The organism is Mucilaginibacter sp. RCC_168, assembly GCF_041355315.1.
In the GTDB taxonomy this organism is placed as follows: domain Bacteria; phylum Bacteroidota; class Bacteroidia; order Sphingobacteriales; family Sphingobacteriaceae; genus Mucilaginibacter.
Genome location: NZ_JBFUPN010000009.1, coordinates 53,773 through 68,080 on the forward strand (window position 1 = coordinate 53,773; position 14,308 = coordinate 68,080).

A 14,308-nucleotide genomic window follows, 5' to 3' on the forward strand; every position below is an offset into this window, starting at 1 on the left:
ATTAAAGAATTAACAGAATAATGAATCCGGGATCGGGCATCCAAATTCCGAAATCAAAAACCAAATGCTAAACTTTAAATCCGAAATCGAACATCCGAAATCCAAAATCAGGAAAATAGTTTTCTGTATTTTTTGCAGTCTGGTTTTCAGCGTAACTGCCTGGGCTCAGGATGCTCCTTTGCTTACGCTGAAGGAGGCTGTGGAGATAGCTCTTAAAAACAACTATAATATCAAGCTGTCGCAAAATAATTCAACCATCGCGGCAAACAATGTTACGCTGGGTAATGCCGGTGTTTTGCCGCAGCTCACCGGCAATTTTGCCACCAACAACAGCAGGCAAAACACCAAACAAACACGTAATGATGGCACGGTTAATAATATTAATGCCCATAACTCCAATAATAGCTATGGCGTAAACCTTAACTGGACCATTTTCGACGGCTTTAATATGTTTGCCAATTACGATCAGTTAAAAACCGTTGATACCCTAAGCGCTATCCGGCTAAAGGATACCATCCAAACCACCGTTGCCAATGTGATCACTACTTACTATGATCTCATCAATCAAAACGAGCAGATCAAAGCGCTCAAAGGGGCTATCGATATTTCGCGCACGCAATTGCGTTATGCTAATGACAAATATAAAGTTGGCCGCGCATCTGGACTTGATGTATTGAACGCGCAGGTTAACCTCAATACCGATACGGCCAACCTGGTTACGCAATATCAGCAGTTCAAGGCTGTCAAAATACAGCTCAACCAGTTATTGATCCGCGACCTGCAAACCGATTTTACCGTAGCTGATACCATCCTGATTGATGATAAACTAACCCTTGCCGAAATTATTAACAGCGCCCAGTTACAAAACCCGGCCATTTTATCGGCACAGATCAATAAGCGTTTAGCCGAGATTAACCTGAAGCAGGTGCGCTCAACCCGGTATCCGCAGGTAGGTTTAACCTCGGGCTATACTTTTTCTAATAGCAAAACACCGGCTGGCTTTACGCTGTCGCAAAATGTGCATGGCTTAAATTATGGGTTGACCGCCTCTATTAATATTTTTGATGGCTTTAACCAAAACCGACGCGAAAAGAACGCGAAAATACAGATCGACAATGCCAATATCAGCGCCAAACAAACCCGGCTGAACGTAGAGGCGCAGATCAATAACTTTTTTGTGAGCTATTTATCTGGTCTCGACCTCATTAAACTGGAGCAGGCTAACGTTACCATAGCTAAAAAGAACCTGGATATATCATTAGAAAAATATAAGCTGGGTAATATTACGCCTTTAGAGATCAGAGAGGCCCAGCGTAATTACCTGGATGCGCAATCCAAGTTCTTTGCAGCTCAGTATCAGTCAAAACTTGCAGAAGTTACTTTAAAACAGATCACCAGCAGCATTAATATTTATTAAGTACTAATAAGTATTTATTTATAGCGTATGTTTCTTAAATTGCTTTAAAAAGCTATTTTTGAAACAATGTTAAATCCCTACAAAACCTGCCTGTTGATTGATGATAATTACATCGATAACTTTGTTACGCGCAGGATTTTGGAAAACAGTAACTTCGCGGAGCAGATCATTGTAAGACAATCGCCAGCCGAAGCTATAAATTCGCTCCGGGAGGGTACTATAAAACCAGATGTTATCTTTTTAGATGTGCGCATGCCCATGATGAGCGGTTTTGAATTTTTAGAGGAATACGATACGCTTTTGATCAATAAAAAAGATATTAAAATATTTATGCTTTCTTCCTCCCTTGACCCAACAGATAGGAAAGAGTCGGTAGGAAACAAGTACATTACCCAATTTATACATAAGCCATTAACAGTTAAAGCGCTCGAAGAAATTTGTCCATGATCTTAGTTGCCGATAGCGGATCTTCCAAAACAGACTGGCTGCTCAGCCTCCCAAAGCAGGAGCCGGTATCATTCAAAACCGCCGGATTAAACCCATATTTTTTAACCGAAAAAGAAATAGCCAAAATAATACAGGACCAGGCTCCTGATATGGTAGCTTATGCTAATGATATTTCCGAAATATATTTTTTCGGCGCCGGCTGCTCCAGTCCGGACAGGCACGAGATTGTTTCAAACGCGATCAGCCAGCTGTTCACCAAAGCCTTTATCAGTGTCGATAGCGACCTTTTGGGTTGTGCCTACGCTACCTGCGGGCACGAAAAAGGCATTTGCTGTGTAATGGGTACGGGATCAAACATCTCCTATTTTGATGGGGATAATATACACGACGGCCAGCATGGCCTGGGTTTTGTTTTAGGCGACGAAGGCTCGGGCACCTGGTTTGGCAAAGCCCTCATTACCGATTTCCTGTATGGCAATATGCCCGCCGATATCAATGAGGCGTTTGATAAGGCATATGGATTGAATAAAGAGATCGTGATCAAGAACGTATATCAGCGGCCCAATGCCAATACCTACCTGGCCTCGTTCTCGCGTTTTGTAAGCGAAATAAAAACCACCCCATACGGTCAGGAACTGCTGGAAAGAGGCTTACTGGAATTTATTGATACCAACATCAAATCATACCCCGAATATCATCGTTACAAATGTCATTTTGTAGGCTCTATCGCCTATTTTTTTGCCGAAGAGTTAACCGCGCTTTGCCATCAGCAAGGCGTAAAAACTGGCAAGGTGATCAAGCAACCCATCAATGATCTGATGGCCTTTATTTTGAAGAGGAACGAGGAGTAACATCTTGGTTCATTGGTTCAATAGTTCATTGGTACTTATCAAACGGATCGGCTGCCTGCAAATAGCTCCTTTGCAAATTTAGACAGCTTTATACAGCAGCAATCTGTTTCTTCCTAAACCTCCCTTTCACCACCACAAACCCGATCAGCAAAACAGCTATAAAGCTTCCGGCTTTGGGCAGGTAATCGCCATGCTCTGCATAAAAAGTAAGCTCCGAGTTAAGGTTGATATCCTGTTTTATGGCAGCCTGGGTCCACCATTTGGTTTGCTGCACGATGTCGCCGCGCTGGTTAATGAAAGCCGATATCCCTGTATTGGCAGATTGGGCTACCCAGCGCCGGGTTTCAATGGCACGCAACTTGGCATAATCCAGGTGCTGGTCTTTACCCGATGTATTTTCCCACCAACCATCGTTGGTAATTATGGCAATGAACTGCGCCCCTTTTTGTACCGAACGTGCTACATAACCCCCGAAGATAGATTCGTAACAGATCACCGGATCGGCGCCAATACCACTTTGTGAGTAAACTACCCCCGCATCGGGCTGACTGCCATAAGCGCCCGTAGCCCCGCCCAGGTGTGCAAATACCGGCTTTAAAAATGATAACGCGTTGCCAAAAGGTAAGGCTTCGGCACCCGGAACCAGTCGCGATTTATGATAGAACTGCACATTGCCGCTGTTTTCAATCGCGATAGCCGAGCTAAAATTATCCGCGAATACGCCGGGCTGCTGTGTGGGGCTGGCCGTTGGGGTAGCCTGTGAATTATAGAAACGGTAGGTTTCGCCCCCGGTTATCAGAGTGCTGTTTTTGTATTTGCGTAAAAAATATTGCGCCTGTTTAAAGTAAATATTGCTGTTGATACCATCCTCATTCATATATTCCGGGATGGCGGTTTCCGGCCATAAAAAAAACTCGGTATTGGGCTGGGCCACACTCCGCGACAGATGGATCATGATATCGATCTGCAGGTTGGCGGGGATATCTCCCTCCTTTCCATAAGGATCAATGTTGGGCTGAACCGCCACCACGTTCGATGGATTTTTCTGCTCAGTATAATTGTAATAAGTAAATAACGAAAAGCTAAGCGGTAACAAAATAGTCAGTACAAACGCGCTGATCAGTTTCAAGCGTAGTTTTTTTGCCTGTGCCTCACGCAAGCCCACATAAATTAAAAAAGCCAGTATGTTTACTGCCCATACCCAGATGGTACCGCCATAAACGCCGGTATACTCATACCATTGGATCCACTGATGGCTCACCGCGAACCCGTTACCCAAAGTCATCCAGGGAAAATTCAGGTCCCAGCTCTGGTGCAGGTACTCATAGCCTATCCATAAACAAACCAGACCAGCCAAACTCCAGCCCCGGCTGGTTATCAGTCGTAAACGATAATACAACCAACAGGCCAGGGCCATGAGCAACGGCCCCAGCGAATACGGGATTAGCGTAATGGGAATAGCCACAAGGTCGCCCACTATTTTTAGGGCGTTGTACACCCAGTAAACAGAGCCTACATTCCAGATAAAAAAACCAATAAAGGTTACGTTGAATATCTGCCTTCCCTTTTTGGCCGATGTGGATTGAATGATGTTTTCCATCGCCAGCAGCATGGGCACAAAACCAATAAACAGCAAAAAGGTAGTATAAGGCGTAGGCGGCCATGCTATCCACAACAACAATCCGGAAAGTATGGCTAAAGGAAGATTTTTTTTCATTTGTTATTTATATCATATCGGTCTGGAAAGAAAACCCCATGTCATTGCGAGCGTAGCGCGGTAATCTCCTCGCGTTCTCATTCGTGAGAATAGCTACGAGATTGCCACGTCGTTCCTCCTCGCAATGATATATTTTTTTGTTTTTAAGCCCTCTCCAAAGGAGAGGGTTGGGTGAGGTCTATTCCTCTTCGTCGTCTTTATATTTATTTTTTGATGTTTTAGCTTCGGCGCCTGCTACACAAATCACAAATTCGCCTTTTACGGGGTGCGTTTCAAAATACAGCTTTACCTCGGCTACGGTACCGCGAACGGTTTCCTCAAACATTTTAGTGAGCTCGCGCGATATGGACAATTGGCGGTCGGCGCCAAAATAAGTCGCCATTTCGTCCAATGTTTTCAGTAAACGATGCGGCGATTCGTATAGTATTATAGTGCGTTCCTCTTCGGCCAAAAATTTGTAACGGGTTTGGCGGCCCTTTTTCAGCGGCAAAAATCCTTCAAAACAAAACTTATCCGTCGGGAAACCAGAGTTCACCAGGGCTGGCACAAAAGCCGTAGCACCGGGCAGGCATTCTACCGCGATATCAAATTTCAGGGCCTCGCGCACCAGGTAAAAACCCGGATCGGATATGGCCGGCGTTCCCGCGTCAGATATCAGGGCGATGTTTTTTCCTTCCAGCAAAAATTTCACGATCTCGTTGGATGACTGGTGTTCATTATGCTGATGGTGCGAAAAAACTTTCTGGTGGATATCAAAATGTTTCAGCAATGGCGCCGATGTGCGCGTATCCTCAGCCAATATCAGGTCGGCCTCTTTCAAAATACGTATGGCCCTCAAGGTAATATCCTCCAGGTTGCCTATTGGGGTGGGTACTAAGTATAGTTTACCTTTTTCGTTCATGGTTGTATGGCTCGTAGTTCATAGATGATAGTTCATGGTTCAAGAACAAAAAACCATGAACCATGAACTATGAACCATGAACTAATTATATCTTTGCCTAAAAATAAAATAATGCTGCAAGTTAGTTATATCCGCGATAACCGGGAACAGGTTTTAGAACGTTTGGCTGTAAAAAATTTTAAACAGACCGAACTGGTTGATGAAATAATTCAGTTAGACGATAAACGCCGTCAAACTCAAACCAGTATGGATAACGTTTCGGCCGAGGCCAATGCTGCCGCCAAACAAATAGGCGATCTGATGCGTGCCGGTAAAAAAGACGAAGCAGAAACCATTAAAGCCAAAACAGGCGCCTGGAAAGAGGATATCAAAAAGCTGGGCGATCAGCTGGCTTTTATAGAAGAAGAATTATATCAAAAACTGGTATTATTACCCAACCTGCCACATAGCTCCGTACCCAAAGGTTTAACCCCCGAGGAAAACGAAGTGGTATTGGAAAACGGCACAAAACCCGCGCTGCCTGCCGATGCCTTGCCGCACTGGGAACTGGCCGCAAAATATAATTTGATTGATTTTGAGCTGGGTGTTAAAATAACCGGCGCCGGCTTCCCTGTATATAAAAATAAAGGCGCAAAATTACAGCGTGCCCTCATCAACTTTTTTATTGACGAGGCCGAAAAAGCGGGCTACAGCGAAGTAAGCGTGCCATTGATGGTGAACGAAGCATCTGGCTTCGGCACATCACAATTACCGGATAAGGAAGGGCAGATGTATCATGTTGGTGTTGATAATTTATATCTGATACCAACAGCCGAAGTGCCCATCACTAATATGTACCGCGATGTGATATTGAAAGGTGAAGACCTGCCGGTAAAAAACTGCGGCCATACACCATGCTTTCGCCGTGAGGCCGGTTCATACGGCGCGCACGTACGCGGCCTGAATCGCTTGCACCAGTTTGATAAGGTGGAGATTGTGCAGGTAGTACAGCCCGACCGCTCCTATGAGGTTTTGGAACAGATGAGCGCCCATGTACAGAGTCTGCTGCAAAAACTGGGCTTGCCTTACCGTGTATTGCGCCTTTGCGGCGGCGATATGGGTTTTGGCTCTGCTTTAACTTACGATATGGAAACCTGGAGCGCCGCGCAGCAACGCTGGCTGGAAGTATCATCTGTATCCAACTTTGAAACTTTCCAAAGCAACCGCCTTAAACTGCGTTTCCGCAATACCGAAGGTAAAACCCAGCTGGCCCACACTCTCAACGGCAGCGCATTAGCGTTACCCCGCATTGTGGCCACCCTGCTGGAAAATAACCAGACCGAAAAAGGCATCAGGATACCGGATGCATTGGTACCATATACCAGGTTTGAGTGGATTGATTAAATAACCTCCTTCAATTTACCCGATTACTCCACGCGTCATTGCTATAATAAAAGAACAAATATTCCATACGAGCAGGTACGACGTAGGCAACTGAACGAAGGGAACCCTGAGGAATATAGTTGGGTCCGATATAAACTCAGGGCCCATTTCAAGAGGCCCTGAGTGGGTTTATATATAACATACAGGAATACATATTTAAATTACTGATTAGCAGCTATATAGATGTTAATCATAAAAAATACAAACCCGCTTTTTGTAACTATTCAACAGGATAGGGCCCCTGCTCAAAAACAGTATCATGGTAGCCTTTGTTGCCAACTTCGCGGGATAGGGGGCTTCTGAAATCCGTACCTGCGCTAAGGCATTTCAGTACATGGGCAAAATCATATTTGGGTCGCCATCCCAGTTCATTAAGGGCCCGGCTGTTCACATAAACCCGGTCAATATGCGGGAACATGGTCCACTGCTGGGTGGCGAAGAGTTGTTCATAATGCGGGAAGAGCCGTTTGACTATCGCCGGGGCATTGGTGTGAAGCATGGCTAAATCCTCCTTTGTAAATGGTGTTGTTGCCGAAATGATATAACGCCCAAACTTAATAGCCCGGGCTTTTTCAATCGCCAGGATATGCGCGTCAACCACGTCTTCCATTTCTACCCGGCGATACAGCAATTCGTTGGCTTGTACATTTGGCGCGCTGTATTTTCCTCTTACCGCGGCATCATCATCTGCTTCCGGGAAAAACCGCGATGTTCGTAATATTACAACACCCAGGTTGTGTTTGCGGGCAAACATTTCACACAGGTTTTCGGCGGCTATTTTGGTTACACCGTAAATGTTTTTGGGTATGGGCGTTACCTCTTCGGTGATCCAGGCCGCAGGCTCACCGGGAGCGGGATTCATAGCCGCGCCAAATGTACTGGTAGTGCTGGTATAAACAAAGGCGCTTATCCTGGCAGCTACAACTTCTTCCAGCAATATTAGCGTGCCCGAAACATTGGTGTCAATAAAATCATGGTTGGTATGGGTGGCGATGTGCGGTTTATGCAGCGTTGCAGTATGGATCACCGCCTGTATATCTTTGAGGCAACCGCGGATAAAATTCCTGTCTGTTATTGACCCTACATGATCTGTAAAAGCCGAAGCTTTGATATCCACACCCCGTGCCTGCCGGCCCTGTGCCTTCAAGGTTCGCAAAATGGCTTCACCCAGATGACCGGCGCTTCCGGTTACAAGAATACTCATGAAACAAAAATACCAGGTTTACTTTATAAAATCAATGAAGCGCGATAAATGCAGGTTTACAGACGCGATAAAAAAGGGCCAATGATCCTTAGTGAAGGTTTGTATAGGAAAAATCAGATTATGTAGCGTTTATTCTACGTATAGCTGACCGGGAAAACTCATAGAAGAATAATTACATCCTGAACCGCAGGGATACAGACCGGCCTAATGCCTGAGCCAATTCCGGATCAATCAGCGGACCGTCTCCCTGTTGTATCCATGCTCCGCGGATATCTTTTTGAAGGGTTATTTTTTCGCCGTTTAATAATATTTCAAGCTCTGTAGTGGCTTTACTGATCGGCGTTGTGTTTATCTGGTAAACGTGGTCGGTATCGTTATATGTTATTCGTAGTGGCAGACCCATCTTTTTCTCCTCGGGGTAAATATACAATTGTTGTAGTTAAATCGGGCATTTTAAAGAAAACAGTGGAGGATGCTCAAGCGACCAATTGGTGCCCAACCACTTCTATCAGGTTATTTATACCAAAGGGTTTGTGCAAAATATCATCAGGCGCACCTTCCTGTTTTAAAAGACCTTCGGTGTCTTCAATGTCGGTGCAAATAATTACAGGGAGCGTTTGGGTTTCTTTATTCCATTTGAGCAGGCGGCATACATCTATACCATCTATACCTGGTAAAACGGCATCAAGAATAATCAAATCCGGATGGTTTTGGCGGATACTGCTAAATATATGGGTGGCATTGTCAAGGGTAATTACCTCATAGCCATTACTGGTTAATATGTATGCCATTACCTCCACCATCAGGCCATTGCGGTCAACTATCAGTATTTTCTTTGCCATGATCCTAATTCGTCATGGGAACAGGTATGCAAAGGCCATGCCATTGATTCCCTTGGTTTTACGAGAAGGGTGCTGCGGGGCAAGATATAAGAGTCAAGAGTCAGGAAAGGACTTTGTTATAGCCTTAACTCCTGGTTCTTGACTCTTAATTATATGTGGATGAACATCTAATTTACAGCGGCACCATGTACAAGCTATAAATTGGCCTTTTGCTTCAACTCGTCCTCTTTATCATCCTGCTCTTTTCTCAGGCGCCGTTTTTCCTGTCTTATGTCTTTCCGGGTTTTGCCCGTGGTATCAATATTGTCTATTTTTAATTTATACTCCTGTTTCAGAGCCTCAATTTGCTCTTTTAATTTCTCCTTAGCGCTTTTCTCCTTTATCTTTTCCTGTTCTTCTGCTTTTTTAGCCGTGGTATCTTTTTTACCAAAAAGACGCTGAAAGAAGTTTGGTTTTTTTACCGGGTCTTCCAATACCGGCATCACTTCATTGTCGTCGCTTTGCTTCATCAGGCTATCGGCAGTGGCCGTATCCACCGGCGCGATACTCCGGCGCAGGCTTTCCCGCAGACGAACACTATAAAAACCGTATGCGTTGGTATCCCGTGCCGTATAACCCTTTTGCGCCATTAACTTACCGATGAGATTAAAGTACCCATGGAGGCCGGGACGAAGCGTGCCATCGGGCTGAAAAGCGTATAGGCCACCCTTTGGATAGGGTACAATACTGGCCAGGTAAATACTTTCGCCCAGAGTAAGTTCTGATGGCGATTTGCCAAAATAATAATGCGAGGCTTCTGATATACCGTATATACCGCGCCCCCATTCAATAATGTTGAAATAAACTTCCAGCATCCGGTTTTTGGTCATGATGCGGTTGTTCTCGATGATCCAAACGATCAGGATCTCTTCAATTTTACGGGCAAGCGTTTTTTCGCGGCTTAAAAAGGCGTTTTTTACCAGCTGCATAGATATGCCGCTACCGCCGCGTTTAAACTTTTTAGTTTTAAAATCGGTAACCAGCGATTTACGCAGAGCTTCATCCACAAAACCGTGATTGGTATAAAAAGATGGGTCTTCGGCCGTCATTACAGCATTGCGCAGATTGGGCGATATTTGTTCCAGTGGTGTAAATTCCGGGTTTTCGGGCCCAATGACATGCGGCGACATGGCTTTGCCTTTTTCATAAGGAGTGTAAACAAATGTGCTATTCAGCTTGGTCAGGTCGGTTTTGCCATACTTCACTATCCTGAAATTATCCTTGCTCAGGCGCGAATCAAATTGAAGATCATCGGGCCTGGATGAATCCATATAAAAATTGAGCGCATAGTTGAGCTTGCCCGCAACCTGTATACCATTCAGGGCATCAAACATTCCGGATGGGAAGGAGTCGAAAATATCTGAGGCGTTTAACCAGCCGGTATTGATCTTAAGCTCATATATTTTTACTGGGTTCAGCGTGTATTTGATGAAAGGATGCGCGGTAAGCTTTTTAATATGGATAAGCGATGAGCTGTCGACAGATACATAATTGCTACCTACAAATACATTAGCATCGATGGATGCATCAGGGAAAACAATGTTATCTGATGATAAGCCAGGGTGATTGATAAGAAGATTGTGCACCGCCCAGGAACCATAAATTTTTGTTTCGCCGCCGCTGTGCTCCACCTTGGTAAGCCGGGTGCTGATGGTATCGAAATTTAATACAAGCTTAAACTTTTTTTGGATGATCGGCAGCTCCACTTTTTTGCCATCGGCATACAATTTTACGTCGATGTCCTTATCCGATGGGTGCATTTTACCAGCGATATGCCAGGTGGCGGCGCCATTATCCACATCAATGGTCGAGGTGAGGTTGCCGTCTTTGATCAGGGCGGTTTTGGCCAGTAGCTTCAGCCTGGTGCTATCGTCCCTAAAAGAGATCAAAAAATTATTCAGGTGCAGGTTATCGGGGATCTTGTAAAGCACTTCGTTAATCAGATGATCGGCCAGGTCAGCCAGGTCAACCTTATCATGCGTGGCGGTAGTATCTTTTTTCTTTTTAAATAGGAAATCGAAGTTTTTAACCCCTTTTACGCTGGTGAGATTAATGAAACCATCCTGCAGGGAGACATCGGCCAGTTTAATATCGCCAACAATAAGCGGCAGCAGCTTAACGCTTACCACCAGGTTCTTGATATTCAGTAAACTATCGCGCTGTTCGGGCACTATCGAGATATCAGAGAATGCTACCGTACTGGAGCCTGTAAAATGGGCCGAACCTATTTTTACATCTAAATTATAATCCCTCCTGGCTTTTGCTTTAGCTTTGCTGATAGCTTTTTGAAGCAAGGCCTCGCGCTTGGAATAGGCAATGTAGCCGCCTATTAAAAGGATAAGCAATAAGGGGATCAGTATAAATGCGGCTATGCGTATGTATTTAGGATTAAGACGCTTCATGTGTAAATTTTTCCAAAACTAAACTAAATCTTATCCCCTGCAAACGGTTGTTTCTGCAAATTGTTTCTTTAGCAAACGCAAATCAACGACCTGTTTTCATAAATTTGCCATAATATTATGATAATTACCAAAGAACAAGTTTTACAAGCCCTGGGCAATGTGGAAGAACCGGATCTGAAAAAAGACCTGGTTACGCTGAACATGATACAGGATATTCATATAGATGGCAACAACGTTAGCTTCTCGGTGATACTGACCACGCCGGCCTGTCCGCTGAAAGCAATGATAGAAAATGCATGCCGTAACGCCATCGGCCACTTCATAAGCAAAGAGGCTGTGGTGAACATCAATATGACCTCGAGGGTTACCTCGCAAAAAAACACCGGTGTTCCCGGCGTTAAAAATATTATAGCGGTAGCATCTGGCAAAGGTGGTGTGGGTAAATCAACGGTAGCGGCAAACCTGGCATTGGGCCTGGCTAAAGCCGGAGCTAAAGTGGGTTTGATAGACGCGGATATTTATGGGCCATCTGTCCCTATTATGTTTGGTTTAGAGGGCGCACGCCCCCAGGCCAGCGAGGTTAATGGCAAAACACGAATTGAGCCGATTGAAAAGTATGGCATCAAATTGTTGTCCATCGGCTTTTTCACAGATCCGAATCAGCCCGTGCCTTGGCGCGGACCGATGGTATCAACCGCGGTAAAACAACTGTTTAATGACGCCGACTGGGGCGAACTGGATTACCTGGTAATAGACCTGCCACCCGGAACCGGCGATATACATATTACGGTTACACAAACTTTCCCGGTTACGGGAGCGGTAATTGTAACTACGCCGCAAAACGTGGCGCTTGCCGATGCCAAAAAGGGAATAGGCATGTTTTTAATGCCTGCCATTAACGTGCCGATACTGGGCGTGGTCGAAAACATGTCGTACTTTACACCTGCCGAGCTGCCCGAAAATAAATATTATATTTTTGGACAAGGTGGCGGGCAAAAACTGGCCGCGCAATTGGATGTACCATTTTTAGGAGAAATTCCGTTAGTAAAGAGTATAAGTGACTCTGGCGATGCGGGCAAGCCAACCATACTGGAAGAAAATGGGGTGATGACGCAGGCATTTTTGGAAATGGCCAGCCGCGTGGCGCAACAGGTAGCTATTTCAAACGCGAAAGCAGTTGGTTCATTAGTTCATTAGTTCACAGGTTTTGTTTGTGTCTGATGATTAATTAGGTAAGATTACATGGTTAAGACCAATGAACTAATAAACAGATGAACAAATAAACAAATTGTTGTAACTTTACTTTATATTATAATTTAGTTAAAATGAGTTTATTAAGTCAAGTAGAGACAGCCTTAGATACCATCCGTCCGTATTTGGAGACTGATGGCGGGAATGTTTCGATTGAGGAGATTACCCCTGAAGGTGTAGTTAAATTAAAATTGTTGGGTTCATGCGGCTCATGTCCCATGAGCATCATGACGCTTAAAGCCGGCATTGAACAGGCTATTAAAAAAGCCGTTCCTGAAGTAACCGGCATTGAGGCTATCAACCTAACAGACATTGACGACCCTAATGCGGTGCTCCCTCAAAATTTGAGATAATGTTAAGTATTGTTAAAATGCCGGTCTTATTTACTGCATTAACGTACTTTTGTTAAAGTTTTGAAACTTTTTCCGGGCGTAGCCTGTAATATATCCGGGAAAGGTGATTGGTATATGAAATATCTGATAGCCATATTATTTTTATTTGCGACAATTGGGGCCTTTGCACAAAAGCATGATGACAGGCCCGTTGTGCAGTTTACAGGTGTAGTACATAATGCCGACAGCTTAAATGTTATTGTGCCTTATGTTACCATAACCAATACTTCGGCGCATAATTCGGCAGGGCAATCAAACTATAAAGGCTATTTTTCATTTGTGGTGCATGAGCAGGACACCCTGCGTTTTACCTGCGTTGGATACGGACCGGTAACCGTTGTTATTCCCTCCAATGTGCCCAATAAAAGCTATACGCTACAAGTTAATCTGAAAGCACAGATCATTAATCTACCCACATTTCATGTGTTTCCATGGGCCACTACTGATGAGTTTAAGAAAGACTTTTTAGCGGTAAAACTGGCTGATGACGACCTGGAGATAGCGCGTAAAAACATCAGCCGTACTACGCTGGTTGCCTTAGGAAACGTATTACCCCGCGATGCTCAGGAGATACAGTCAGCTACGGCCCAGGGTATGCATAACACTATCCTGAATTCGCATTCCCTCACACCGAATCCATTGCTTAACCCGTTTGCATGGGGGAGTTTGATTAAACAGATAACCGATTCTGATAATAAAAGCAGCAGTAATTAAGTCTTAAGTTCTGAGTAAGTAGTCTTAAGTCTCTTTTGGAACAATGTAGTTGAAGTCAAAAAAACATATTCGTGTTTTAACTTAGAACTAAAGACCCCAGACTTACGACTTAGCCTATCGCCCTTTTTTAACGGCCGGAAATTTCATTTTGTAGTCAACATCAACCATCCCTTTTGAAATATCGTTCAGCTTTTTCTCAATGAGACGTCTGCGCAGCGGGCTTAATTTATCGGTGAAAAGCTTGCCTTCAATATGGTCATATTCATGTTGTATCACGCGTGCGGCAAGGCCTTTGAAGGTTTCTTCGTAATGTTTCCAGTCCGCATCGTAATAAGATAGTTTTACCACGGGTTTGCGGTACACATCTTCCCTGATATCCGGTATGCTCAGGCAGCCTTCGTTAAAGCCCCATTCTTCACCGGTTTCTTCTAATATGGTAGCGTTGATAAATACTTTTTTAAAGTCTTTCAGTTCAGGCTCATCATCACTAAAAACAGAAGCGTCAACCACAAACAAACGCATAGACATTCCCACCTGCGGGGCGGCCAGGCCAACACCGTGGGCGGCATACATGGTTTCAAACATGTTTTCAACCAATTCTTTGATATGCGGGTACTCGTCTGGTTCAATGGCTGTTGCTTTTTTCCTTAAAACAGGATCTCCGTAGGCGATGATAGGATACTTCATTTTACAAAAATACAGGTTTATT

The 14,308-nt window shown here is 44.4% G+C and carries 14 protein-coding genes; 7 read left to right on the forward strand and 7 right to left on the reverse strand.

Going from position 1 to position 14,308, the window contains the following annotated elements:
* The first annotated feature begins 64 nt into the window (after positions 1–64).
* The 3 genes from AB6735_RS10005 (at position 65) to AB6735_RS10015 (ending at position 2,715) form a co-directional block, all read left to right on the forward strand.
* Entirely contained in the window at positions 65–1,417 is a 1,353-nt protein-coding gene (locus AB6735_RS10005) for a TolC family protein (RefSeq protein ID WP_370995788.1), read from the forward strand.
* Positions 1,418–1,483: 66 nt separating this feature from the next.
* Positions 1,484–1,864, forward strand: coding sequence for a response regulator (locus tag AB6735_RS10010; protein ID WP_370995789.1), 381 nt, complete (start codon positions 1,484–1,486; stop codon positions 1,862–1,864).
* Positions 1,861–2,715: a BadF/BadG/BcrA/BcrD ATPase family protein gene (locus AB6735_RS10015; protein WP_370995790.1), complete on the forward strand. Its 855-nt coding sequence runs from the start codon at positions 1,861–1,863 to the stop codon at positions 2,713–2,715. The genes AB6735_RS10010 and AB6735_RS10015 overlap by 4 nt, the downstream gene beginning before the upstream one ends.
* Before the next feature lie 88 nt (positions 2,716–2,803).
* Here AB6735_RS10015 and lnt read toward each other — a convergent pair whose 3' ends face one another.
* Both lnt and rsmI read right to left on the reverse strand, forming a co-directional pair.
* A complete protein-coding gene (lnt, locus tag AB6735_RS10020) occupies positions 2,804–4,432 on the reverse strand; it encodes an apolipoprotein N-acyltransferase (RefSeq protein ID WP_370995791.1) in 1,629 nt (542 codons plus the stop codon).
* A gap of 178 nt (positions 4,433–4,610) precedes the next feature.
* A complete protein-coding gene (rsmI, locus tag AB6735_RS10025; RefSeq protein ID WP_370995792.1) occupies positions 4,611–5,333 on the reverse strand; it encodes a 16S rRNA (cytidine(1402)-2'-O)-methyltransferase in 723 nt (240 codons plus the stop codon).
* A 111-nt stretch (positions 5,334–5,444) separates the two neighbouring features.
* Here rsmI and serS point away from each other — a divergent pair, with 111 nt between their 5' ends.
* Positions 5,445–6,716, forward strand: a complete 1,272-nt coding sequence (gene serS / locus AB6735_RS10030; RefSeq protein WP_370995953.1) for a serine--tRNA ligase — start codon at positions 5,445–5,447, stop codon at positions 6,714–6,716.
* Positions 6,717–6,975: 259 nt separating this feature from the next.
* On the opposite strand, the gene AB6735_RS10035 is transcribed toward serS, so the two are convergent.
* The 4 genes from AB6735_RS10035 to AB6735_RS10050 all read right to left on the reverse strand — a co-directional run bounded on the left by AB6735_RS10035 (position 6,976) and on the right by AB6735_RS10050 (position 11,242).
* Positions 6,976–7,959, reverse strand: a complete 984-nt coding sequence (locus tag AB6735_RS10035) for an NAD-dependent epimerase/dehydratase family protein (protein ID WP_370995793.1) — start codon at positions 7,957–7,959, stop codon at positions 6,976–6,978.
* 172 nt (positions 7,960–8,131) lie between these two features.
* The gene (locus AB6735_RS10040) at positions 8,132–8,362 is read right to left on the reverse strand and encodes a hypothetical protein (RefSeq protein ID WP_370995794.1); all 231 of its coding nucleotides are present in this window, start codon (positions 8,360–8,362) and stop codon (positions 8,132–8,134) included.
* A 73-nt stretch (positions 8,363–8,435) separates the two neighbouring features.
* On the reverse strand, positions 8,436–8,801 hold the full coding sequence (locus tag AB6735_RS10045) for a PleD family two-component system response regulator (protein ID WP_370995795.1): 366 nt from the start codon (positions 8,799–8,801) through the stop codon (positions 8,436–8,438).
* Positions 8,802–8,995: 194 nt separating this feature from the next.
* Positions 8,996–11,242 (reverse strand): transglycosylase domain-containing protein, encoded by a 2,247-nt coding sequence (locus tag AB6735_RS10050; RefSeq protein ID WP_370995796.1) that lies wholly within the window; start codon positions 11,240–11,242, stop codon positions 8,996–8,998.
* A 117-nt stretch (positions 11,243–11,359) separates the two neighbouring features.
* Between AB6735_RS10050 and AB6735_RS10055 the strand changes: the two genes are divergently transcribed.
* From AB6735_RS10055 to AB6735_RS10065, 3 genes are all read left to right on the forward strand, one after another.
* Entirely contained in the window at positions 11,360–12,439 is a 1,080-nt protein-coding gene (locus tag AB6735_RS10055; RefSeq protein WP_370995797.1) for an Mrp/NBP35 family ATP-binding protein, read from the forward strand.
* 128 nt (positions 12,440–12,567) lie between these two features.
* Positions 12,568–12,846, forward strand: coding sequence for a NifU family protein (locus AB6735_RS10060; RefSeq protein WP_370995798.1), 279 nt, complete (start codon positions 12,568–12,570; stop codon positions 12,844–12,846).
* A gap of 60 nt (positions 12,847–12,906) precedes the next feature.
* On the forward strand, positions 12,907–13,599 hold the full coding sequence (locus tag AB6735_RS10065) for a hypothetical protein (protein WP_370995799.1): 693 nt from the start codon (positions 12,907–12,909) through the stop codon (positions 13,597–13,599).
* A 114-nt stretch (positions 13,600–13,713) separates the two neighbouring features.
* On the opposite strand, the gene def is transcribed toward AB6735_RS10065, so the two are convergent.
* A complete protein-coding gene (gene def, locus AB6735_RS10070) occupies positions 13,714–14,286 on the reverse strand; it encodes a peptide deformylase (RefSeq protein ID WP_370995800.1) in 573 nt (190 codons plus the stop codon).
* Positions 14,287–14,308: the final 22 nt, after the last annotated feature.

Excerpts from the sequence above, each read along its gene's own strand:
- lnt (WP_370995791.1), bottom strand. The coding sequence starts at position 4,432 with ATGAAAAAAAATCTTCCTTTAGCCATACTTTCCGGATTGTTGTTGTGG.
- rsmI (WP_370995792.1), bottom strand. The coding sequence starts at position 5,333 with ATGAACGAAAAAGGTAAACTATACTTAGTACCCACCCCAATAGGCAAC.
- AB6735_RS10045 (WP_370995795.1), bottom strand. The coding sequence starts at position 8,801 with ATGGCAAAGAAAATACTGATAGTTGACCGCAATGGCCTGATGGTGGAG.
- def (WP_370995800.1), bottom strand. The coding sequence starts at position 14,286 with ATGAAGTATCCTATCATCGCCTACGGAGATCCTGTTTTAAGGAAAAAA.
- AB6735_RS10050 (WP_370995796.1), bottom strand. The coding sequence starts at position 11,242 with ATGAAGCGTCTTAATCCTAAATACATACGCATAGCCGCATTTATACTG.
- AB6735_RS10055 (WP_370995797.1), top strand. The coding sequence starts at position 11,360 with ATGATAATTACCAAAGAACAAGTTTTACAAGCCCTGGGCAATGTGGAA.
- AB6735_RS10040 (WP_370995794.1), bottom strand. The coding sequence starts at position 8,362 with ATGGGTCTGCCACTACGAATAACATATAACGATACCGACCACGTTTAC.
- AB6735_RS10015 (WP_370995790.1), top strand. The coding sequence starts at position 1,861 with ATGATCTTAGTTGCCGATAGCGGATCTTCCAAAACAGACTGGCTGCTC.
- AB6735_RS10005 (WP_370995788.1), top strand. The coding sequence starts at position 65 with ATGCTAAACTTTAAATCCGAAATCGAACATCCGAAATCCAAAATCAGG.
- serS (WP_370995953.1), top strand. The coding sequence starts at position 5,445 with ATGCTGCAAGTTAGTTATATCCGCGATAACCGGGAACAGGTTTTAGAA.
- AB6735_RS10060 (WP_370995798.1), top strand. The coding sequence starts at position 12,568 with ATGAGTTTATTAAGTCAAGTAGAGACAGCCTTAGATACCATCCGTCCG.
- AB6735_RS10035 (WP_370995793.1), bottom strand. The coding sequence starts at position 7,959 with ATGAGTATTCTTGTAACCGGAAGCGCCGGTCATCTGGGTGAAGCCATT.
- AB6735_RS10010 (WP_370995789.1), top strand. The coding sequence starts at position 1,484 with ATGTTAAATCCCTACAAAACCTGCCTGTTGATTGATGATAATTACATC.